Raw genomic sequence first — 20,452 nt, 5'->3', positions numbered from 1 at the left:
GGGGATTTGATATGCGTCTAGATAAGTTTTTAAAAGTATCACGTTTAATTAAAAGAAGAACATTAGCGAAAGAAGTAGCTGATCAAGGAAGAATATCTATTAATGGTCAAGTGGCAAAAGCAAGTTCTGATGTGAAAGTAGCTGACGAATTAACAATTCGTTTTGGTCAAAAAATAGTGACTGTGAAAATAAATGAATTAAAAGAAACAACTAAAAAAGAAGATGCAGCAAATATGTATAGCTTAGTTCGTGAAGAAAAAGTAAAAGCGGAAGAAGGCTTGTTCTAAAATCATTTATCCCCTCATACATTACTATTAGCTAGTAAAAACCTATGGGGGGATTTACGTGAATAATGGTTACTCACCTACGTCTTCTAATCAACAAAATGTTTCTGTAGAGCATGACATTATTATGCGTGGCAGGCGTATAATTGATATTACCGGTGTGAAGCAGGTAGAGAGTTTTGATAGCGAAGAGTTTTTACTAGAGACCGTAATGGGTTTTTTAACAATTCGTGGTCAAAATTTACAAATGAAAAATTTAGATGTGGAAAAAGGTATTGTGTCGATTAAAGGGAAAGTTAATGAGATGCTGTATATTGATGAAAATCAAGGGGAAAAAACTAAAGGTTTCTTTAGTAAGTTGTTTAAATGAGCTTAACAATTCAGTTGTATACAATGCTTTCAATGATTGGAATGGGTGCTTGGATTGGAGCGTCTTTAGATACATATCAACGTTTTTTAAAGCGCCAAGAACGTAAACGTTGGCTTGTATTTATACATGATATATTATTTTGGATTGTCCAAGCATTATCCGTCTTTTATGTATTGCTTCTCGTAAATGAAGCTGAGCTACGTATATATGTGTTTTTGGCATTATTATGTGGTTTTGCGGCATATCAAAGCTTACTGAAGGCACTATACATGAAGCTGTTAAATTTTCTCATCTATATTTTTATGCAAACAACATATTTTTTTGTTCGAATTATACAGCTACTCATGATAAAACCTGTTATTATTATAGCGCAGCTATTTATTGCATTTATATTATTCTTATTTCGTATACTGCTTTCAATTGGACATGTGTTATGGAAAATGGTGATTTGGATATTACTTTTCATATGGAAAGTTTTTTTCTGGCCTGTTCGATTTATTGCTTCGCTCATATGGAAACTTCTCCCTAATCGTGTTAAACTTTTTATAGTGAAACATATAGGGTTCCTGCAATATATAGCAAAATTGAAGGGACATATCTTCCAACTATGGGAGCATATAAAAAAGAAGTTAGGGGGACCTCGGAAATGAGGGAACTGAGACAAAGAACAATCGAAAAACAGAGTCCAAATCCTGTTAAAGAGCATATAATACAAACGGATGAGAACAGGAAGCGACTTTATCGCCGTTTAGCGGTTTTTCTTGTCTTTACTTTTACAATTATTGCGAGTATTAGTGTAACGTTTTATCAACAAAACAGTTCCATTAAAGCAAAAGAAGCAAAAGTTAAGGACATGAAAAAAGAACTGGATTCATTAACGAATAAAGAAAAAAGTCTAAAAGACGAAGTTCAAAAGTTAAATGATGAAGAGTACGTATTAAAGATTGCTAGAAGGGATTATTTCTTCTCTGGTAAAGGGGAGATAATTTTTCCTGTTTCTAAGTAGAGTATGTCTTATTGACACTATATTTTAGGATTATATATAATAAAGTAAAATTTGACTTTTTAACCACTAAGGAGGAGCATTTTTTTTATGTCAATCGAGGTAGGCAGCAAGTTACAGGGTAAAGTAACAGGTATTACAAATTTTGGGGCTTTTGTGGAGCTGCCAGAGGGCTTAACGGGTCTTGTTCATATTAGTGAAGTTGCTGATAACTATGTAAAAGATATTAACGATCACTTAAAAGTGGGCGACCAAGTAGAAGTAAAAGTTATTAATGTTGAAAAAGATGGAAAGATTGGTTTATCTATCAAAAAAGCGAAAGAACGTGAAAAAACAGAAGGAGATCGTCCACGCGGTGAATACCAACGCGGTGGTGATCAACAACGTTCTGGACGTCCACAACGTAATAATCGCTCTTTCAACAGAGATAATCGCGGTGGCGGTAACGACCGAGCTCCGAAAGAAACATTTGAGCAAAAGATGGCACGCTTCTTAAAAGATAGCGAAGATCGTTTAACTTCTTTAAAGCGTAACACAGAGTCTAAACGTGGTGGCCGTGGCGCGCGTCGTGGATAATAAGGACGTTTAGTTTTTAACATATAGAGAGGTACCCAGAGTGATGGCTCAGGGTGCTTTTTTATATGTTAAAAATATTTTTAAAAAAGTTTTTGAGATGTGTTGACTTTAATTAGTATCTGATGTAAGATACTAATTGTCCGTTAAATAAGACGACATGGCGGTGTAGCTCAGCTGGCTAGAGCGTACGGTTCATACCCGTGAGGTCGGGGGTTCGATCCCCTCCGCCGCTATATTTAATTTAACGGCCCGTTGGTCAAGTGGTTAAGACACCGCCCTTTCACGGCGGTAACACGGGTTCGAATCCCGTACGGGTCATCTAAAAAGATCATGCAAATTTGCATGATCTTTTTTTGTTAAATAAATTAAGATATACAACACTTCTACAAAATCACCCTATATTTTCTGAATATTTAATTAAAATCTCAAAAATAACTTACATACCGTGTATATCTGTAGAGTTATTTCGAATAAAAAGTCGAACGATTATAAAAGTGAAAACTGTTGTTTTGACAAAAAAACCAACAATCATCTTTTATAATGACAGTAATTAAACTATGCAGGTGGTGTTAAAAATATGCCTAAAGCAGGAAGGAATACTATGAATACAAGTGCATTGGCAATGAATGAGAGTCAGCTTGGAGGAATAAAGTGGACGAGTAAGTTGCGAATGAAATTTGAGCAAGTTTTCTTTAGATGGGGATTTATTATTGTTGTTATTGGTTTTCTTTTGGGACGAGCATATATATTAACAAATATTTTACCGTTTGCACTGCCATTTTTTGCTGCTGTTTATGTTATGAAGCGGGATAAGATGCCGCTAGCATTTTTAGCTCTAATGGGAGGAGCTCTTTCGGTATCGATAGATAATTTGTTTTTTACCTTTGCATCTATCTTTACCTTCTTCATTTATAATATCTTCTTTAGTCGATTTACACGTAAAACTGTTGGACTTGTTCCATTTCAAGTATTTATCTCCGCATTAACCGCACACTTAGTTGTTGTATATTTTGCGCAACAAACTGTCACCATGTACGATTTACTCGTTAGTACCATTGAGGCTGGGCTTAGTTTCGTATTAACTATGATATTTTTACAAAGCGTCCCGCTTTTAGTGGAAAGGAAAGGAAAACAACAGGCATTAGAGACGGAAGAAATTGTTTGTTTGATTATATTACTAGCATCTGTTTTAACGGGTACAACAGATTGGTTTGTATATGATGCTTCTATTCAACATATTTTTACAAGGTATTTAGTGCTAGTATTTGCATTTATTGCAGGTGCTGCCACAGGATCCACAGTAGGGGTTGTAACAGGACTAATATTAAGTTTAGCAAATGTGTCTAGCTTGTCTCAGCTTAGCCTTCTTGCTTTCTCTGGATTGCTTGGTGGATTGTTAAAAGAAGGGAAGCGTTTAGGTGTTAGTTTAGGTTTATTAATTGGGACAAGCTTAATTACATTATATGTGGACAAACAGACAAATATTGTAACAACTTTAATTGAGTCAGGTGTAGCGATTGTTATCTTCTTATTAACACCGAAGCTTGTTTTGGATCGTATTGCTAAATTTATGCCAGGTACACAAGAGCATTCGCAAGACCAACAACAATATTTAAGAAGGATGCGTGATGTTACAGCAAATAAAATCAACCAATTTGCAAATGTATTTGCTGCTTTATCTAATAGCTTTTCTGTATATGGGTATGTAGAGGAAGAAGATAAAGAGACAGAAGCAGATTTGTTTTTGAGTACAATTACTGCGAAAACATGTCAAACATGCTTTAAAAAGGATCAATGCTGGGTAGTGAATTTTGATAAAACGTACGATTATATGAAACAAATAATGAATGAAACGGAAGAAGGAACCCTGCAACATAATCGTAAATTAGTTCGTGAGTGGGACAAGCATTGTGTGAGAGGGAAAAAAGTGACGGATTTAGTAGCGGGTGAATTAGATCACTTCTATGAGGGACAAAAATTACGAAAACAAATGAAGGAAAATCGTAGAATAGTAGCGGAGCAACTATTAGGTGTATCAAAGGTTATGGAGGATTTTGCTAAGGAGATACAACGAGAGCGTGAAAATCATCAAGTGCAGGAAGAACAGATTATGCAAGCATTCCGTGATTTTGGTGTCGAAGTAGAGCATGTTGATATTTATTGTTTAGATAGAGGAAGTATTGATATTGAAATGTTAATTCCAGTTGCATCTAATGAACATGGTGAATGTGAAAAGTTAGTTGCACCGATGCTTTCGGATATCCTTAAAGAAAATATTGTCGTTAAACATGAAGAAAAGTCTTCTTATCCAAATGGCCATAGTTTAATATCATTTGGTTCGGCGAAGACGTATTCTCTTGATACAGGATTGGCTACAGCTGCAAAAGGCGGTGGATTTGTTTCGGGTGACTCTTATGCGATGATGGATTTAAGTGTTGGTAAATATGCACTTGCAATTAGTGATGGTATGGGGAATGGGCAAAGGGCTCATATGGAAAGTAAGGAAACGGTGAAATTATTACAAAAAATACTCCAATCGGGCATTGATGAAGAAATAGCAATTAAGTCTATCAATTCAATTCTTTCTTTGAGAACGACAGAAGAGATGTTTACGACGTTAGATTTAGCTATGGTAGATTTGCGGGATGCGAGTGCAAGGTTTTTAAAGATTGGATCGACGCCGAGTTTTGTTAAACGCGCAAATAATATTTTGAAAATTGAAGCAAGTAATTTGCCGATGGGAATCATTGAAGATGTTGAAGTTGATGTGGTGGGTGAACAATTAAAAACGGGCGATATTCTTATTATGATGAGCGATGGGATTTTTGAAGGAGCACAGCATGTGGAGAATCATGAATTGTGGATGAAACGAAAAATTAAAGAATTGCAAACCGAAGACCCGCAAGAAATTGCTGATATCATTATGGAAGAAGTGATTCGCTCTTGTGATGGTTATATAAATGATGATATGACTATTGTAGTGGCAAAAGTGAAGAAAAATATGCCGAAGTGGGCTACGATTCCGATTGTAGGAATGCAGGCGCAGTAAAATGTAAGTGGAATGTTTATCTATAATTTGATTTTAAAAACCTAGGTGAATACCTAGGTTTTTTTGTGGAAAAAGGTAATGTTATTAATTTTGTGAATATACACGGAGGATGTAAGATAAAAATGTAATTTTTGTATATCTTTTTTTTGCACAATGTTTGTAAAAGTTGTACCATTGTAGACAAGGCAACTAACGTTGCTGTTCTTGTTTAATGAAAGGTGATTACGAAGTTGAAAGATACATTTGTTGAAAAAGTAGATGACTTTGTAAAGCAGCATGATGTATTAAAGAATGATTCAACAATTGTTGTGGGAGTTTCTGGTGGTCCTGACTCGTTAGCGCTTTTATATTATTTATTAGAAAAAAGAGCGGAAAAACAGTTGGAAATTGTAGTAGCTCATGTGGATCATATGTTTAGAGGTGATGAATCTCATGAGGATTTACGGTTTGTGCAGGGCCTTTGTGAAGAACTGGGAATTATTTGTGAAACGATAAGGATTAATGTATCACAATATCAACAGCAATACGGAATGAATGCACAGGTTGCTGCTAGAGAATGCAGATATGCATTTTTGGAAAGAATAATGAAGAAATATGATGCAAGATATGTTGCTCTTGGACATCATGGAGATGATCAAGTCGAGACAATTTTAATGCGTCTTGTAAGAGGGAGTACTCCGAAAGGATATGCAGGAATTGCAGTGAAGCGTCCTTTTCATAATGGGTATTTAATTAGGCCGTTACTTGGGGTAACGAAGGAAGAAATTGTTGATTACTGTAATAAGCTAAATTTAATGCCACGTATAGATCCGAGTAATAAAAAGGAAGTATATACAAGGAATCGATTACGTAAATATGTCCTTCCTCATTTGAAAGAAGAAAATCCACAAGTGCATGAGAAATTCCAAAAATTTAGCGTGCAGATGCAAGAGGATGAGGCTTATTTGCAGGAATTAGCTTTTGAGAAAATGAATAAAGTAATTACAAAAAAAAGTGATAAACAAATTAGCTTATCAATTCCTGCCTTTGAATCCATGTCTATGCCTTTACAAAGAAGAGGGATTCAACTAATATTAAACTATCTTTATGAATATAAGATTCCATCTTCTCTTTCTTCCATACATATTGACAAGGTGATTGAGTTTTTTAAGCGGACACAACCTTCAGGTTCACTTGATTTTCCAGGTGATTTGAAAATTGTTCGTACATACGAGGAGTGTAGCTTTAGATTTAAACAAGAAATTGTTTCTCCTTTTTTACAAGATTTATCAGTACCCGGGACCATTACGCTATTGAACGGGGATGAATTTGTAACAGAGGTGAGCGAAGATATACCAAGTAACATGAATGAAACAGTATTTGTTGCTAAGTATAATGATATATCATATCCACTTCGTATTCGTTCTAGGGAAAATGGAGATCGCATGTCAATACAAGGTATGAATGGCACGAAAAAGATAAAAGCTATTTTTATCGAAGCAAAAGTACCGAAAGAAAAAAGAGAAGAATGGCCGGTCGTTTGTGATGCAAGTGGGACCATTATTTGGGTACCCTTGTTGAAGCGATCTGCATTTGCAATTTCGAAAGAGATGGCAAAGAAGGATAAATATATGATTATTCACTACAAAAGCAAGGAGTCTTCCGGGAGGATAATGAAATGATGAATCAAGATATCGAAAAAGTATTAATTTCTGAAGAGCAAATACAAGAAAAGGTGCGCGAACTAGGTGCAATTGTTGCAGAGGATTATAAAAACACAGTACCTCTTGCAATTGGTGTATTAAAAGGCGCAATGCCATTCATGGCAGATTTATTAAAGAGAACAGATACATATCTTGAAATGGATTTTATGGCTGTATCTAGTTACGGTCACTCTACAGTTTCAACAGGCGAAGTGAAGATTTTAAAAGATCTTGATACTTCTGTAGAAGGTCGCGATATTTTAATCGTCGAAGATATTATTGATAGTGGTCTTACACTAAGCTACTTAGTAGACTTATTCAAATATCGTAAAGCGAAGTCTGTAAAAATTGTTACATTATTAGATAAGCCAACAGGCCGTAAGGTTGATCTGAAAGCGGATTATGTTGGATTTACTGTTCCACATGAATTTGTAGTAGGATATGGATTAGATTATAAAGAGCAGTACCGTAATCTTCCTTATGTAGGCGTATTAAAACCAAGCGTTTACTCAAATTAATTAAATATAGGCTTCACAATTGTATAGGAAAGTTTTTCTATGTTACGATTTACTATAGTGTTTATGCCGTGAGAGGAGGTTAGGAATGAATCGTATCTTCCGTAATACCATCTTTTATTTACTGATATTCTTAGTAGTAATTGGAATCGTGAGCTATTTTAATGGTTCGACACAAAAAACGACATCAGTTAGCTACGACAAATTCATTACTAAACTAGAAAGCGGTGAAGTGCGTAATGTGCAACTTCAACCGAAAAATGGTGTATTTGAGGTAAAAGGACAATTTAATAACTCTAGCCAAGGAGAACAATTTGTTACTTATGCACCAAATACTGAGGAATTACAAAAGAAAATTAATGATAAAGCGAAAGGTGCCGAAGTTAAGTATCAACCAGCAGAAGAAACAAGTGCCTGGGTAACATTCTTTACTTCAATCATTCCATTTGTCATCATCTTCATTTTATTCTTCTTCTTATTAAACCAAGCTCAAGGCGGCGGTAGCCGTGTTATGAACTTCGGGAAAAGTAAGGCGAAGTTATATAATGATGAAAAGAAAAAAGTTCGTTTCAGAGATGTTGCTGGTGCGGATGAAGAGAAACAAGAACTTGTTGAGGTAGTTGAATTCTTGAAAGACCCTCGTAAGTTCTCTGAAGTTGGTGCTCGTATTCCAAAGGGTGTCCTATTAGTTGGACCTCCAGGTACAGGTAAAACTTTATTAGCACGTGCTGTTGCAGGTGAGGCTGGCGTTCCATTCTTCTCTATCAGTGGTTCTGACTTCGTAGAGATGTTTGTGGGTGTCGGTGCATCACGTGTACGTGATTTATTTGAAAATGCAAAGAAAAATGCTCCTTGTATCATTTTCATTGATGAAATTGATGCAGTAGGGCGTCAACGTGGCGCAGGTCTTGGTGGTGGCCATGATGAGCGTGAGCAAACGTTGAACCAATTACTTGTTGAAATGGATGGATTCGGTGCAAACGAAGGTATTATTATCATCGCTGCGACAAACCGTCCTGATATTCTTGATCCAGCATTATTACGTCCAGGTCGTTTTGACCGTCAAATTACAGTAGATCGTCCAGATGTAAATGGCCGTGAAGCTGTACTGAAGGTGCATGCTCGTAATAAACCGCTTGATGAGAATATCAACTTAAGAGCAATTGCAACTCGTACACCAGGATTCTCTGGTGCTGATCTTGAAAACTTATTAAACGAAGCTGCTTTAGTAGCTGCGCGTCAAGATAAGAAGAAAATTGATATGAGTGACATTGATGAAGCAACGGATCGCGTTATTGCAGGTCCGGCTAAGAAAAGTCGTGTTATCTCTGAAAAAGAACGTAATATCGTTGCTTTCCATGAAGCGGGTCATACTGTAATTGGTGTTGTTCTTGATGAAGCTGATGTCGTTCATAAAGTAACAATTGTCCCTCGTGGTCAAGCTGGTGGATATGCAGTAATGCTTCCGAAAGAAGATCGTTACTTCATGACAAAGCCAGAGTTACTTGATAAAATCACTGGTTTACTTGGTGGTCGAGTAGCTGAGGAGATTGTATTTGGTGAAGTGAGTACAGGTGCTCACAACGACTTCCAACGTGCGACGGGCATTGCAAGACGCATGGTTACAGAATTCGGTATGAGTGATAAGCTTGGACCAATGCAATTTGGTAGTTCGCAAGGTGGTCAAGTGTTCTTAGGAAGAGACTTCCATTCAGAGCAAAACTACAGTGATGCAATTGCACACGATATCGATGTAGAAATGCAAACGATTATGAAAGAATGTTATGCTCGTGCAAAAGACATTCTTACTGAAAATCGTGATAAGCTAGATCTTATTGCAAAAACGTTACTTGAAGTAGAAACGTTAGATGCTGAGCAAATCAATCATTTATGTGATTACGGCAGATTGCCAGAACGTCCAACATCTTCAGATGATGTGAAAGTAAACATCAACATGAAGAAAGACGATGAAGATAAAGAAGATAAGTAAGAAACGAAGGAGTGACTATCGTCACTCCTTTTTTGTTTGTTAAAACCTTTGTTAATTACTATTGAGAACTTAGTGGATAAAGTAATTTAAGTAAAACTAGTATTAAAAATTGAAATAGAGAGCAATCTTTTTGTAAAATGATGAGGATAGGAAAGCTGATTATATAAGTATGTGTGATATGATGTTTTTATAAGTTTTATACATACTGCACAAATATAGATTAAATAAGATAAGTGGTGAGAATATGATTTTTGTATTGGATGTAGGGAACACAAATGCTGTACTAGGTGTGTTTGAAGAGGGGGAACTTCGTCAGCATTGGCGCATGGAAACAGATCGTCATAAGACAGAAGATGAATATGGAATGCTTGTAAAGCAATTGCTTGAGCATGAAGGTCTTTCGTTTGAAGATGTGAAAGGTATTATTGTGTCTTCAGTCGTACCACCAATTATGTTTGCTTTAGAGCGCATGTGTGAAAAATATTTTAAAATTAAACCGCTTGTAGTAGGGCCTGGGATAAAAACAGGGCTAAATATTAAATATGAAAATCCGCGTGAAGTAGGCGCAGACCGAATTGTAAATGCAGTAGCAGGAATCCACTTATATGGAAGTCCGCTTATTATTGTTGATTTTGGTACGGCTACTACATATTGTTATATTAACGAAGAAAAGCATTATATGGGTGGAGTTATTACGCCAGGAATTATGATTTCAGCAGAGGCTTTATATAGCAGAGCAGCAAAACTTCCTCGTATCGAAATTACAAAACCAAGCAGTGTAGTTGGGAAAAATACAGTAAGTGCGATGCAATCGGGTATTCTTTATGGTTATGTTGGACAAGTGGAAGGTATTGTTAAGCGTATGAAAGAAGAAGCTAGACAAGAACCTAAAGTTATTGCAACAGGTGGATTAGCAAAATTAATTTCCGAAGAATCGAATGTAATTGATATTGTAGATCCATTTTTAACGTTAAAAGGTTTATACATGTTATATGAACGTAATGCAAATTTACAGCATGAGAAAGGTGAATAAATACGTATGAAAGATTATTTAGTAAAAGCGTTAGCGTTTGATGGAGAAGTGCGTGCGTATAGTGTACGTACAACAAATACAGTAAGTGAGGCGCAAAGACGTCATGATACATGGAGAACAGCTTCAGCGGCACTAGGGCGTTCTTTAACTGCGGGTACAATGATGGGCGCAATGTTAAAAGGTGAGCAAAAGTTAACGATTAAGGTAGAAGGTAACGGTCCGATTGGTCCTATCTTAGTAGATGCTCATGCAAATGGAGATGTACGTGGTTATGTAACGAATCCGCATGTTGATTTTGAAGGAACAGAACAAGGGAAGTTACGTGTATATCAAGCGGTAGGTACAGAGGGGTTTGTAACTGTAATTAAAGATATTGGAATGCGTGAGCCGTTTATTGGTCAATCTCCAATCGTTTCAGGAGAATTAGGAGAAGACTTTACGTATTATTTTGCAGTTTCTGAACAAACGCCTTCTTCTGTAGGTGTTGGTGTTCTTGTAAATGGAGATGATAGCATATTAGCGGCAGGTGGATTCATCCTTCAAATTATGCCGGGTGCGCAAGATGAAACGATTTCATTTATTGAAGACCGTTTACAAAAGATTCCACCTGTATCAACGTTGATTGAACAAGGACTTTCTCCGGAAGAGCTACTATATGCAGTTCTTGGAGAAGATAAAGTAAAAGTATTAGAAACAATGGATGTTCAATTTAATTGCACATGCTCACGCGAGCGTATTGAGAGTGTGTTAATTAGTTTAGGTAAAACAGAGTTAGAGCAAGTTCGTGAAGAAGAGGAAGAGACGGAAGTTCACTGTCATTTCTGTAATGAACGATACAAGTTCTCTAAAGAAGATATTACAAATTTAATCGAGAATTTGTAATAAGGGAATTAAGAGGAGCAATCCTCCAAATGAATTGACAAACAGGGAATTTTCTGACAAAATCTAAATATAGATAAAACCAATAAAAATACTCGGTGTTAGGAGTGACAGGAATGCGAGTGGCACAATCAGTTTCAGAATTAATCGGGAAAACGCCGATCGTTAAGTTGAACCGCATCGTAGAATCAGACAGCGCAGATATATACTTAAAATTAGAATTTATGAATCCGGGGAGTAGCGTTAAAGATCGTATCGCATTAGCTATGATTGAAGATGCTGAAAAAAATGGATTATTAAAAGAGGGCGATACAATCATTGAGCCGACAAGTGGTAACACAGGAATTGGTTTAGCGATGGTAGCGGCTGCTAAAGGATATAATGCAATCTTAGTAATGCCAGAAACAATGAGTATTGAGCGTCGTAATTTATTACGTGCTTACGGTGCGGAATTAGTATTGACTCCAGGGCCTGAAGGAATGGGTGGAGCAATTCGTAAAGCGACTGAATTAGCAAAAGAGCATGGCTACTTTATACCACAACAGTTCAAAAACCAATCGAATCCAGAAATTCACCGTTTAACAACAGGTCCAGAAATTATTGAACAAATGGGTGACCAATTAGATGCGTTTATTGCAGGTATTGGTACAGGTGGAACGATTACTGGTGCTGGTGAAGTACTGAAGGAAGCGTATAAAGATATTAAAATTTATGCAGTAGAACCTGCAGATTCACCAGTATTATCTGGTGGGAAACCAGGTCCACATAAAATCCAAGGAATTGGGGCGGGATTTGTTCCGGAGACGTTGGATGTAGAAGTATATGATGAAATTATTCAAGTGAAAACAGAGCAAGCATTTGAATATGCGAGAAGAGTGGCTAAAGAGGAAGGTATTTTAGTTGGTATCTCTTCAGGCGCAGTTATTTATGCAGCAACAGAAGTTGCGAAAAAGTTAGGTAAAGGGAAAAAGGTACTTGTTATTATCCCGAGTAACGGTGAACGTTATTTAAGTACACCACTTTATCAATTTGAATCATAATTAAACGCGATTGAAAAAGCATCCTTGAAAAAGGGTGCTTTTTCTTTTGGGATTGGAAATAGGAAAAGAGTGAATGACTAGAAAACTTCATGTAAAATAAGAGGTAGTATAATTAAATTATTTTCACTAGCCTTCGAGTATAATCAATCTCTATATAAATAACTTATGTAGTTTGAGCTGGTTAATCTAAGAGGGTGGGATAAAAGAAGACGGGGTGTTGATATGCAACGAAGAAAATCTTTAGCGCTTTCTATTCCATATCAGTTAGATTTCTTTAAGCAATATAAATTTCTTTCTCAGGGTAAATCGCAACATACTTTGTTAGAAAGCGGCCGTGGCGGTCGTTATAACATTGTAGGGCTGAACCCAGTAGCGGTAATCCGAGGGAAGGATGAAACGTTACATATAAGTGAAAGTGGTAAGGAAACAATAAAACGAGGGAATCCGTTAGATTTAATGCAAGAATATATGGAACAATGGAAGACGGACTATAACCCAGAGTATCCGCCTTTTCAAGGTGGTGCAATTGGCTATTTCAGTTATGACTGTATCCGTTATATTGAAAAGCTGCCTTCTCTTGCGGAAGATGATATTAATATACCTGACATCTTCTTTTTATTATTTGATGACGTATTTGTCTATGATCAAAAAGAACAAGTGTTATGGGTTATTACGCATTATGTAGATAAATATGAAGAGGCAAAAGAACGGCTAAATGAGTGGAAGAGTCTTTGGATGACAGAAGCGCCTGAAGTGACTGTGCCCTTTGAAAGTCCTGAAAAGAAAAGTGAAGCAGTTGCTTTTACTGAAGCCAGCTTTATGAAGGCAGTTGAATGTATTCAAGAATATATTGGGGCGGGTGATGTGTTCCAAGTAAACTTGTCGACGAGACAAGAAAGAACGTTACAGACACACCCACTAGAAATTTATACAAGTCTTCGTGAAATTAATCCATCTCCATATATGGGTTACCTGGAGCTTGGGGATTTTCAAATTGTTAGTGGATCGCCAGAGTTGTTAATTAAGAAACAAGGAACTGAAGTAAGTACAAGACCAATTGCTGGAACGAGATCTAGAGGCGCGGATGAGCAAGAGGATGAAGAATTAGCAAGAGAATTAATTGAGAACGAAAAAGAAAGAGCAGAGCATGTAATGCTTGTGGATTTAGAAAGAAATGATTTAGGACGTGTTTGTAAATATGGCACTGTAGAAGTGGATGAATTTATGGTAATTGAGAAATACTCACATGTTATGCATATTGTTTCTAATGTGCGTGGTGAGGTGGAAGAAGATAAAGATGCTTTTGATTTAGTGAAGGCTGTATTCCCTGGGGGAACAATTACTGGTGCCCCGAAAATACGTACGATGGAAATTATTGAGGAATTAGAACCTGTGCGAAGAGGGATTTATACAGGTTCAATCGGTTGGATTGGTTATTCTGGAGATACAGAATTGAATATTGTAATTAGAACGCTTCTTGCTAAAGATGGAAAAGCTCATGTACAAGCAGGGGCGGGAATTGTAATTGATTCAAATCCAGAAAATGAATATAAAGAGTCGTTAAAAAAGGCGATTGCTTTATGGCGTGCAAAAGAACGTAGCGAAGAAACGGTTAGGTGAGAGAAATGATATTAATGATTGATAATTATGATTCTTTTACATTTAATTTAGTGCAGTTTCTTGGAGAACTTGGACAAGAGCTCGTTGTTAAACGTAACGATGAAGTGACCATTTCAGATATTGAGAATATGAAACCAGATTTTCTAATGATTTCTCCAGGTCCATGTAGTCCTAATGAAGCGGGGATTAGTATGGAAGTTATTAAATACTTTGCTGGAAAGATTCCGATTTTTGGAGTTTGTCTAGGGCATCAATCCATTGCACAAGTGTTTGGTGGAGAGGTTGTCCGTGCAGAACGATTAATGCATGGGAAAACGTCGCTTATGCATCATGATGGAAAGACGATTTTTTCGGATATTCCTAATCCGTTTACTGCGACGCGCTATCATTCCCTTATTGTTAAGAAAGAGACGTTACCCGATTGCTTAGAGGTAACATCTTGGACAGAGGAAGGAGAAATTATGGCACTTCGTCATAAGACATTGCCGATAGAGGGTGTGCAATTCCATCCGGAATCTATTATGACTTCTCATGGGAAAGAGTTGTTACAGAATTTCATTTGTAAATACAGTCCAAGTGCAACGTTATGTTAATTTACGTAAATGGTCAGTATGTAGAAGCAAGTGAAGCGAAAATTTCTCCTTATGATCATGGTTATTTATATGGTCTTGGAGTTTTTGAAACGTTTCGTATTTATAATGGTCACCCTTTCTTATTGGATGATCATTATGACCGTTTAATAGAAGCGCTGGATACATTGCAAATTAAATGGACAATGACAAAAAATGACGTGATGCTTATTTTGAAAGATTTACTCGCTAAGAATGAATTGAAGCATGCATATGTACGTTTTAATGTATCAGCGGGTATAGATGAAATAGGATTACAAACGGAAATGTATGAAGAGCCTTCGGTTATTGTTTTTATAAAACCTTTAACAGCTCCAGGAGATGTAGTGGAAAAAGAAGGTGTTATTCTAAAACAAGTGCGAAATACACCGGAAGGAACATTTCGTCTGAAGTCTCATCATTATTTAAATAATATTTTAGGGAAGCGTGAAATTGGAAATGTTGTGAGTAAGGAAGGTATTTTTCTTACTGAAGCAGGTTATGTTGCAGAGGGTATTGTTTCCAATCTATTTTTTGTGAAAGGTGATGTTTTATATACACCTTCGTTAGAGACAGGGATTTTAAATGGTATCACTCGTGCGTTTATTATAAAGAGTGCTGAAGAATTAAATATAGAAGTAAAGGAAGGTTTCTTTACAAAAGATGAGCTGCTTTCAGCGGATGAAGTCTTCGTAACAAACTCCATTCAAGAAATTGTTCCGCTTTATCGTATAGAAGCGCAGGATTTCCCGGGTAAAGTAGGAGTGGTTACAAAAAGTTTAATGTACCTTTATGGAATGCAAAGAGAGAAATTATGGAGCAAAAATGAATTACGAAGAGGAGATGTGTAGTTTGAAGTGGGATTATGATTTACGCTGCGGCGAATATACATTGAATTTAAATGAAAAGACATTAATTATGGGGATTTTAAATGTAACACCAGATTCGTTTTCTGATGGTGGGAGTTACAACGAGGTAGATGCTGCGGTACGTCACGCAAAAGAAATGCAAGGTGAAGGTGCTCATATTATTGATATTGGTGGCGAATCTACTCGCCCGGGTTTTGCTAAAGTATCAGTAGAAGAAGAAATAAAGCGAGTTGTCCCGATGATTCAAGCAGTTTCAAAAGAAGTAAAATTGCCTATATCTATCGATACATATAAAGCTGAAGTTGCAAAGCAAGCAATTGAGGCTGGTGCTCATATTATTAATGATATTTGGGGAGCGAAGGCGGAGCCGAAAATTGCTGAAGTCGCAGCTCATTACGATGTACCCATCATTTTAATGCATAACCGCGATGACATGAATTATCGTAATTTAATGGCGGATATGATTGCTGATTTGTATGACAGTATTAAAATTGCTAAAAATGCTGGTGTGCGAGATGAGAATATTATTTTAGATCCAGGTATCGGTTTTGCTAAAACACCTGAGCAGAACTTAGAGGCGATGCGTAATTTAGAACAGTTAAATGTGCTAGGTTATCCGGTTCTCTTAGGTACTTCGAGAAAGTCCTTTATTGGGCACGTATTAGATTTGCCAGTAGAGGAACGCCTTGAGGGAACGGGAGCTACTGTTTGTCTTGGTATTGAAAAGGGCTGTGAGTTTGTTCGTGTCCATGATGTGAAAGAAATGGCGCGTATGGCTAAAATGATGGATGCGATGATTGGTAAGGGGGTAAGGTAATTGGATAAAATTTATATCCATGATATGGAGTTTTATGGTTATCATGGCGTGTTCCCAGAGGAGAATAAATTAGGTCAGAGATTTAAAGTTGACTTAACGGTGGAGTTGGATTTAAAGCGTGCAGGGGAAAGTGATGACTTAGAGCATTCGGTCAATTATGGAGAGCTTTTCGAATTATGTAGAAAAGTTGTTGAGGATAGAAAGTATAAGCTTGTGGAGAGTATCGCTGAAAATATTGCTGCAGATATATTAAAACAATATGAAAGTATTTCGCGCTGTACAATTAAGGTAATTAAGCCGGATCCACCGATACCGGGTCATTATCGTGCTGTAGCAGTAGAAATTACGAGAGAACGTCCATGAACAATATAGCTTACATTGCATTAGGATCAAATATTGGAGAGCGTTATACGTATCTAACCGAAGCGATTCAGTTTTTAAATAAAAATCCTTATATTCAGGTTGATGATATTTCATCTGTATATGAAACTGAGCCAGTTGGCTATACTGACCAAAGTTGCTTTTTAAATTTAGTTATAAAAATTTCTACCAATTTATCACCACAAGAATTATTGAAAGTAACACAAAAAGTAGAAAATGACCTAGGAAGAAAAAGGGAAATTAGGTGGGGGCCGAGGACTATCGACCTTGACATTTTACTTTATAATCAAGAGAATATTGAAGCAGAGAATCTTATTGTTCCGCATCCGCGGATGTTTGAAAGAGCTTTTGTTATCGTTCCGTTGTTAGAAATTAATCAAGACATAAAACAAAACATTTCATGTTCACAAGTAGAAGAAATGAAAAGGCGAGAGGGAGTAACGGTATGGAAGCAGAAAAATGGGGAAGACGCATTCGTGCTTTTCGAAAGCTAAAAGGTTACACACAAGAAGGTTTTGCTAAAGCACTAGGGGTATCTGTATCTGTTTTAGGTGAGGTTGAGAGAGGGAATAGATCGCCTTCTCAAGATTTTGTAGTAGAAGTTGCTAAGGCATTAAATGTTTCGATAGAGGAATTAATGCCAAAGTGATTGTACAGGAAGGAGTAGATTGATTGTTAAAGATTGCAAATATCGAGATGAAAAATCCGGTTGTACTAGCACCGATGGCGGGAGTGTGTAACTCTGCATTCCGTTTAACAGTAAAAGAATTTGGTGCCGGATTAGTTTGTGCTGAAATGGTAAGTGATAAGGCAATATTACTTAATAATAAAAGAACATTAGATATGTTATATATCGACGAGAGAGAAAAGCCATTAAGTTTACAAATTTTTGGTGGAGAAAAAGAAACTCTTGTAGATGCTGCGAAATATGTAGATAAATATACGACAGCAGACATAATTGATATTAATATGGGTTGTCCAGTGCCGAAAATCGTTAAATGTGATGCTGGAGCAAGGTGGCTTTTAGACCCGAATAAAATATATGAAATGGTAGCAGCGGTTGTAGATGCTGTTGAAAAGCCGGTTACAGTTAAAATGCGTATCGGTTGGGATGAAGAACATATTTTCGCAATAGAAAATGCTAGGGCTGTTGAGCGTGCTGGTGGCCAAGCTGTGGCGGTTCACGGACGTACACGAGTGCAAATGTATGAAGGAAAAGCGGATTGGGATATTATTAAACAAGTAAAACAATCTGTAAATATCCCGGTTATCGGAAATGGTGATGTCGCAACGCCGCAAGATGCAAAGCGTATGCTTGATGAAATTGGTGTAGATGGTGTTATGATTGGTCGTGCTGCTCTTGGAGATCCGTGGATGATTTATCGTACGGTAAAGTATTTGGAGACAGGTGAATTAATGCCGGAACCAACAGTGCGCGAGAAAATTGATGTATGTATGTTGCATCTAGATCGTCTTATCGACTTAAAGAATGAAAGTGTCGCTGTAAGAGAGATGAGAAAACATGCAGCTTGGTATTTAAAAGGTGTTCGTGGTAATGCGAGTGTACGTAATGGTATTAATGCTTGTAACACACGGGAAGACCTTGCGAATGTGTTAGGTACATTTGTAGAAGAAGTGGAAGCGAAACAACAAACAATTTACGTTGGTTAATAATGGACATAGGAGATTGACATTCTTCTATACACTTCCTATAATTACGTGAAAGAAAGAAGAGCTGCCAGTTAGTTGCTGGCAGTTTTTCTAGTTGAGTAGAAAATGCTATACTGTATATATTGTAAAATTAAATAGAGCTGGAGTGATATCAATATCATGGATAACATGAACCACGAAGAATTAAACGACCAATTGATTGTTCGTCGTGAAAAGCTACATAATTTACGTGAACAAGGAATTGACCCGTTCGGTAAAAGATTTGAACGCACAAATTCAACAACTGACTTAGTGAGTCTATATGGAGAGTTCTCTAAAGAGGAATTAGAGGAGAAGGAAATCGCTGTTTCTATCGCTGGTCGTATTATGACAAAACGCGGAAAAGGGAAAGCTGGATTTGCACATGTTCAAGATTTACATGGACAAGTTCAAATTTATGTTCGTAAAGATGCTGTTGGAGATGACGAGTACGAATTATTTAAAACAGCAGATTTAGGTGATTTAGTAGGTATTGAAGGTAAAGTGTTCAAAACAAACGTTGGAGAACTTTCAGTAAAAGCAACAGGCTTTACGCTATTAACGAAATCTCTTCGTCCATTACCAGATAAATACCATGGATTAAAAGATGTTGAACAACGCTACCGTCAACGTTACTTAGACTTAATTACAAGTATGGAAAGTCGTGAAACGTTCGTTACTCGTAGTAAAATCATTCGTGAGATGAGAAGATACCTAGATGACAACGGTTATCTTGAAGTGGAAACACCTATGATGCATGCAATTGCAGGTGGAGCTTCTGCGCGTCCTTTCACTACACACCATAATGCGTTAGATATGGAATTATATATGCGTATCGCAATTGAGCTACATTTAAAGCGTCTTATTGTGGGTGGTTTAGAAAAAGTATATGAGATCGGCCGTGTATTCCGTAATGAGGGTGTATCAACTCGTCATAACCCTGAGTTTACGATGATTGAATTATATGAAGCATACGCTGATTATAAAGATATTATGAAGTTAACAGAAGATATGGTTGCTCATATCGCGAAAAAAGTACTGGGTACAACAACAATCCAGTATGGTGATTATGAAATTAATCTAGAACCAGAATGGACACGTCTTCATATGGTAGATGCGATTAAGCAATACTCTGGAGCTGATTTCTGGAATCCGATGAGTGTAGAAGAAGCGCGTGAACTTGCAAAAGAACATAATGTAGAAATTAAAGATACAATGGAAGTTGGTCATATTATAAATGAATTCTTCGAACAAAAAGTAGAAGATAAATTAATCCAACCAACATTTATTTACGGTCATCCGGTAGAAATCTCGCCGCTTGCGAAAAAGAATGATGAAGATCCAAGATTTACAGATCGTTTCGAATTATTTATCGTTGCGCGTGAACATGCAAATGCATTCACTGAGTTAAATGATCCAATCGATCAAAAAGAACGTTTTGAAGCGCAATTAAAAGAGCGCGAACAAGGTAATGACGAAGCTCACATGATGGATGACGATTATATTGAAGCTCTTGAGTACGGTATGCCTCCTACGGGTGGATTAGGAATCGGTATTGATCGTCTAGTTATGTTATTAACAAATGCACCATCTATTCGTGATGTATTATTATTCCCTGCTATGCGCCATAAACAAGACTAAGCTTTGGAGATTTCTCCAAAGCTTTTTTTATTTGAGCATGAGTTGCGTGGGTATAGTAAATCTTGATAGTGCGAGAAATTATATTTATATAGAAGAAATGTGCTGTTTTTATACTTTTTTACTAAGTTAAAAATTTTATTAGAAAAACTATTGCATTTTAATAATCAAACTGGTATATTTATATTCGTTGCCACGAAAGGTAACAAACAAAACAAACGAAAAACAACTTATTGAAAAAAGTTGTTGACGAAAATATAACGAAATGTTATATTAATAAAGTCGCCTCTGAGCGACGAAGTAGTTCTTTGAAAACTGAACGAAACAAACAACGTGAAACGTCAATTTTTATTTTAGATGCTAGACAAACTAACTTTATTGGAGAGTTTGATCCTGGCTCAGGATGAAC

General features: G+C 36.7%; 21 protein-coding genes and 2 tRNA genes. All 23 read left to right on the top strand.

Features of this window, described 5'->3' with window-relative positions:
• The first annotated feature begins 11 nt into the window (after positions 1 to 11).
• The 23 genes from ACS2CR_RS22670 to lysS all read left to right on the top strand — a co-directional run bounded on the left by ACS2CR_RS22670 (position 12) and on the right by lysS (position 20,046).
• Positions 12 to 287, top strand: a complete 276-nt coding sequence (locus tag ACS2CR_RS22670) for an RNA-binding S4 domain-containing protein (protein ID WP_001234876.1) — start codon at positions 12 to 14, stop codon at positions 285 to 287.
• A 58-nt stretch (positions 288 to 345) separates the two neighbouring features.
• Complete coding sequence (gene yabP / locus ACS2CR_RS22665; protein ID WP_001059104.1) at positions 346 to 654, top strand: sporulation protein YabP; 309 nt, start codon at positions 346 to 348, stop codon at positions 652 to 654.
• Entirely contained in the window at positions 651 to 1,304 is a 654-nt protein-coding gene (gene yabQ, locus ACS2CR_RS22660; protein ID WP_000059777.1) for a spore cortex biosynthesis protein YabQ, read from the top strand. The genes yabP and yabQ overlap by 4 nt, the downstream gene beginning before the upstream one ends.
• Entirely contained in the window at positions 1,301 to 1,660 is a 360-nt protein-coding gene (gene divIC, locus ACS2CR_RS22655) for a cell division protein DivIC (RefSeq protein WP_001208739.1), read from the top strand. The genes yabQ and divIC overlap by 4 nt, the downstream gene beginning before the upstream one ends.
• An 87-nt stretch (positions 1,661 to 1,747) precedes the next feature.
• A complete protein-coding gene (locus ACS2CR_RS22650) occupies positions 1,748 to 2,233 on the top strand; it encodes a S1 domain-containing RNA-binding protein (protein WP_000021451.1) in 486 nt (161 codons plus the stop codon).
• 159 nt (positions 2,234 to 2,392) lie between these two features.
• Positions 2,393 to 2,466: transfer RNA gene (locus ACS2CR_RS22645), tRNA-Met, on the top strand.
• A 13-nt stretch (positions 2,467 to 2,479) separates the two neighbouring features.
• A tRNA-Glu gene (locus ACS2CR_RS22640) sits at positions 2,480 to 2,551 on the top strand.
• 259 nt (positions 2,552 to 2,810) lie between these two features.
• Complete coding sequence (gene spoIIE / locus ACS2CR_RS22635; RefSeq protein WP_001123552.1) at positions 2,811 to 5,282, top strand: stage II sporulation protein E; 2,472 nt, start codon at positions 2,811 to 2,813, stop codon at positions 5,280 to 5,282.
• 230 nt (positions 5,283 to 5,512) lie between these two features.
• On the top strand, positions 5,513 to 6,943 hold the full coding sequence (gene tilS / locus ACS2CR_RS22630; RefSeq protein ID WP_000655458.1) for a tRNA lysidine(34) synthetase TilS: 1,431 nt from the start codon (positions 5,513 to 5,515) through the stop codon (positions 6,941 to 6,943).
• Entirely contained in the window at positions 6,940 to 7,482 is a 543-nt protein-coding gene (gene hpt, locus ACS2CR_RS22625) for a hypoxanthine phosphoribosyltransferase (RefSeq protein ID WP_000981844.1), read from the top strand. The genes tilS and hpt overlap by 4 nt, the downstream gene beginning before the upstream one ends.
• Before the next feature lie 85 nt (positions 7,483 to 7,567).
• A complete protein-coding gene (gene ftsH / locus ACS2CR_RS22620; RefSeq protein WP_001079672.1) occupies positions 7,568 to 9,469 on the top strand; it encodes an ATP-dependent zinc metalloprotease FtsH in 1,902 nt (633 codons plus the stop codon).
• A 244-nt stretch (positions 9,470 to 9,713) separates the two neighbouring features.
• Positions 9,714 to 10,502, top strand: a complete 789-nt coding sequence (locus ACS2CR_RS22615; protein ID WP_000578368.1) for a type III pantothenate kinase — start codon at positions 9,714 to 9,716, stop codon at positions 10,500 to 10,502.
• A gap of 6 nt (positions 10,503 to 10,508) precedes the next feature.
• Entirely contained in the window at positions 10,509 to 11,384 is an 876-nt protein-coding gene (gene hslO, locus ACS2CR_RS22610) for a redox-regulated molecular chaperone HslO (protein ID WP_000656372.1), read from the top strand.
• Positions 11,385 to 11,497: 113 nt separating this feature from the next.
• A complete protein-coding gene (gene cysK, locus ACS2CR_RS22605) occupies positions 11,498 to 12,421 on the top strand; it encodes a cysteine synthase A (protein ID WP_001261719.1) in 924 nt (307 codons plus the stop codon).
• A 222-nt stretch (positions 12,422 to 12,643) separates the two neighbouring features.
• Positions 12,644 to 14,041, top strand: a complete 1,398-nt coding sequence (gene pabB / locus ACS2CR_RS22600) for an aminodeoxychorismate synthase component I (RefSeq protein WP_053513344.1) — start codon at positions 12,644 to 12,646, stop codon at positions 14,039 to 14,041.
• 5 nt (positions 14,042 to 14,046) lie between these two features.
• Entirely contained in the window at positions 14,047 to 14,634 is a 588-nt protein-coding gene (gene pabA, locus ACS2CR_RS22595) for an aminodeoxychorismate/anthranilate synthase component II (RefSeq protein ID WP_000602296.1), read from the top strand.
• The gene (gene pabC / locus ACS2CR_RS22590; protein ID WP_000909872.1) at positions 14,628 to 15,500 is read left to right on the top strand and encodes an aminodeoxychorismate lyase; all 873 of its coding nucleotides are present in this window, start codon (positions 14,628 to 14,630) and stop codon (positions 15,498 to 15,500) included. Before pabA ends, pabC begins: the two co-directional genes overlap by 7 nt.
• The gene (gene folP / locus ACS2CR_RS22585) at positions 15,475 to 16,335 is read left to right on the top strand and encodes a dihydropteroate synthase (RefSeq protein WP_002101619.1); all 861 of its coding nucleotides are present in this window, start codon (positions 15,475 to 15,477) and stop codon (positions 16,333 to 16,335) included. Before pabC ends, folP begins: the two co-directional genes overlap by 26 nt.
• The gene (folB, locus tag ACS2CR_RS22580) at positions 16,336 to 16,698 is read left to right on the top strand and encodes a dihydroneopterin aldolase (protein WP_000358062.1); all 363 of its coding nucleotides are present in this window, start codon (positions 16,336 to 16,338) and stop codon (positions 16,696 to 16,698) included. It abuts the gene before it with no gap.
• A complete protein-coding gene (folK, locus tag ACS2CR_RS22575) occupies positions 16,695 to 17,210 on the top strand; it encodes a 2-amino-4-hydroxy-6-hydroxymethyldihydropteridine diphosphokinase (RefSeq protein WP_001059447.1) in 516 nt (171 codons plus the stop codon). Before folB ends, folK begins: the two co-directional genes overlap by 4 nt.
• The gene (locus tag ACS2CR_RS22570) at positions 17,162 to 17,365 is read left to right on the top strand and encodes a helix-turn-helix domain-containing protein (RefSeq protein ID WP_000387024.1); all 204 of its coding nucleotides are present in this window, start codon (positions 17,162 to 17,164) and stop codon (positions 17,363 to 17,365) included. The genes folK and ACS2CR_RS22570 overlap by 49 nt, the downstream gene beginning before the upstream one ends.
• 23 nt (positions 17,366 to 17,388) lie before the next feature.
• On the top strand, positions 17,389 to 18,387 hold the full coding sequence (gene dusB, locus ACS2CR_RS22565) for a tRNA dihydrouridine synthase DusB (protein WP_000912251.1): 999 nt from the start codon (positions 17,389 to 17,391) through the stop codon (positions 18,385 to 18,387).
• Positions 18,388 to 18,546: 159 nt separating this feature from the next.
• Positions 18,547 to 20,046: a lysine--tRNA ligase gene (gene lysS / locus ACS2CR_RS22560; RefSeq protein WP_000369668.1), complete on the top strand. Its 1,500-nt coding sequence runs from the start codon at positions 18,547 to 18,549 to the stop codon at positions 20,044 to 20,046.
• The last annotated feature ends 406 nt before the right edge of the window (positions 20,047 to 20,452 follow it).

The organism is Bacillus cereus group sp. BceL291 (genome assembly GCF_051776705.1).
GTDB classification, from domain to species: Bacteria; Bacillota; Bacilli; order Bacillales; family Bacillaceae_G; genus Bacillus_A; species Bacillus_A cereus.
The sequence above is the reverse complement of the archived record's forward strand: the minus strand, read 5'-3'. Positions and strand labels throughout refer to the sequence as shown.

Excerpts from the sequence above, each read along its gene's own strand:
- ACS2CR_RS22650 (WP_000021451.1), top strand. The coding sequence starts at position 1,748 with ATGTCAATCGAGGTAGGCAGCAAGTTACAGGGTAAAGTAACAGGTATT.
- divIC (WP_001208739.1), top strand. The coding sequence starts at position 1,301 with ATGAGGGAACTGAGACAAAGAACAATCGAAAAACAGAGTCCAAATCCT.
- ftsH (WP_001079672.1), top strand. The coding sequence starts at position 7,568 with ATGAATCGTATCTTCCGTAATACCATCTTTTATTTACTGATATTCTTA.
- hslO (WP_000656372.1), top strand. The coding sequence starts at position 10,509 with ATGAAAGATTATTTAGTAAAAGCGTTAGCGTTTGATGGAGAAGTGCGT.
- pabC (WP_000909872.1), top strand. The coding sequence starts at position 14,628 with ATGTTAATTTACGTAAATGGTCAGTATGTAGAAGCAAGTGAAGCGAAA.
- ACS2CR_RS22670 (WP_001234876.1), top strand. The coding sequence starts at position 12 with ATGCGTCTAGATAAGTTTTTAAAAGTATCACGTTTAATTAAAAGAAGA.
- hpt (WP_000981844.1), top strand. The coding sequence starts at position 6,940 with ATGATGAATCAAGATATCGAAAAAGTATTAATTTCTGAAGAGCAAATA.
- pabA (WP_000602296.1), top strand. The coding sequence starts at position 14,047 with ATGATATTAATGATTGATAATTATGATTCTTTTACATTTAATTTAGTG.
- cysK (WP_001261719.1), top strand. The coding sequence starts at position 11,498 with ATGCGAGTGGCACAATCAGTTTCAGAATTAATCGGGAAAACGCCGATC.
- folK (WP_001059447.1), top strand. The coding sequence starts at position 16,695 with ATGAACAATATAGCTTACATTGCATTAGGATCAAATATTGGAGAGCGT.
- ACS2CR_RS22570 (WP_000387024.1), top strand. The coding sequence starts at position 17,162 with ATGGAAGCAGAAAAATGGGGAAGACGCATTCGTGCTTTTCGAAAGCTA.
- pabB (WP_053513344.1), top strand. The coding sequence starts at position 12,644 with ATGCAACGAAGAAAATCTTTAGCGCTTTCTATTCCATATCAGTTAGAT.
- spoIIE (WP_001123552.1), top strand. The coding sequence starts at position 2,811 with ATGCCTAAAGCAGGAAGGAATACTATGAATACAAGTGCATTGGCAATG.
- yabQ (WP_000059777.1), top strand. The coding sequence starts at position 651 with ATGAGCTTAACAATTCAGTTGTATACAATGCTTTCAATGATTGGAATG.
- ACS2CR_RS22615 (WP_000578368.1), top strand. The coding sequence starts at position 9,714 with ATGATTTTTGTATTGGATGTAGGGAACACAAATGCTGTACTAGGTGTG.
- lysS (WP_000369668.1), top strand. The coding sequence starts at position 18,547 with ATGGATAACATGAACCACGAAGAATTAAACGACCAATTGATTGTTCGT.
- folP (WP_002101619.1), top strand. The coding sequence starts at position 15,475 with ATGAATTACGAAGAGGAGATGTGTAGTTTGAAGTGGGATTATGATTTA.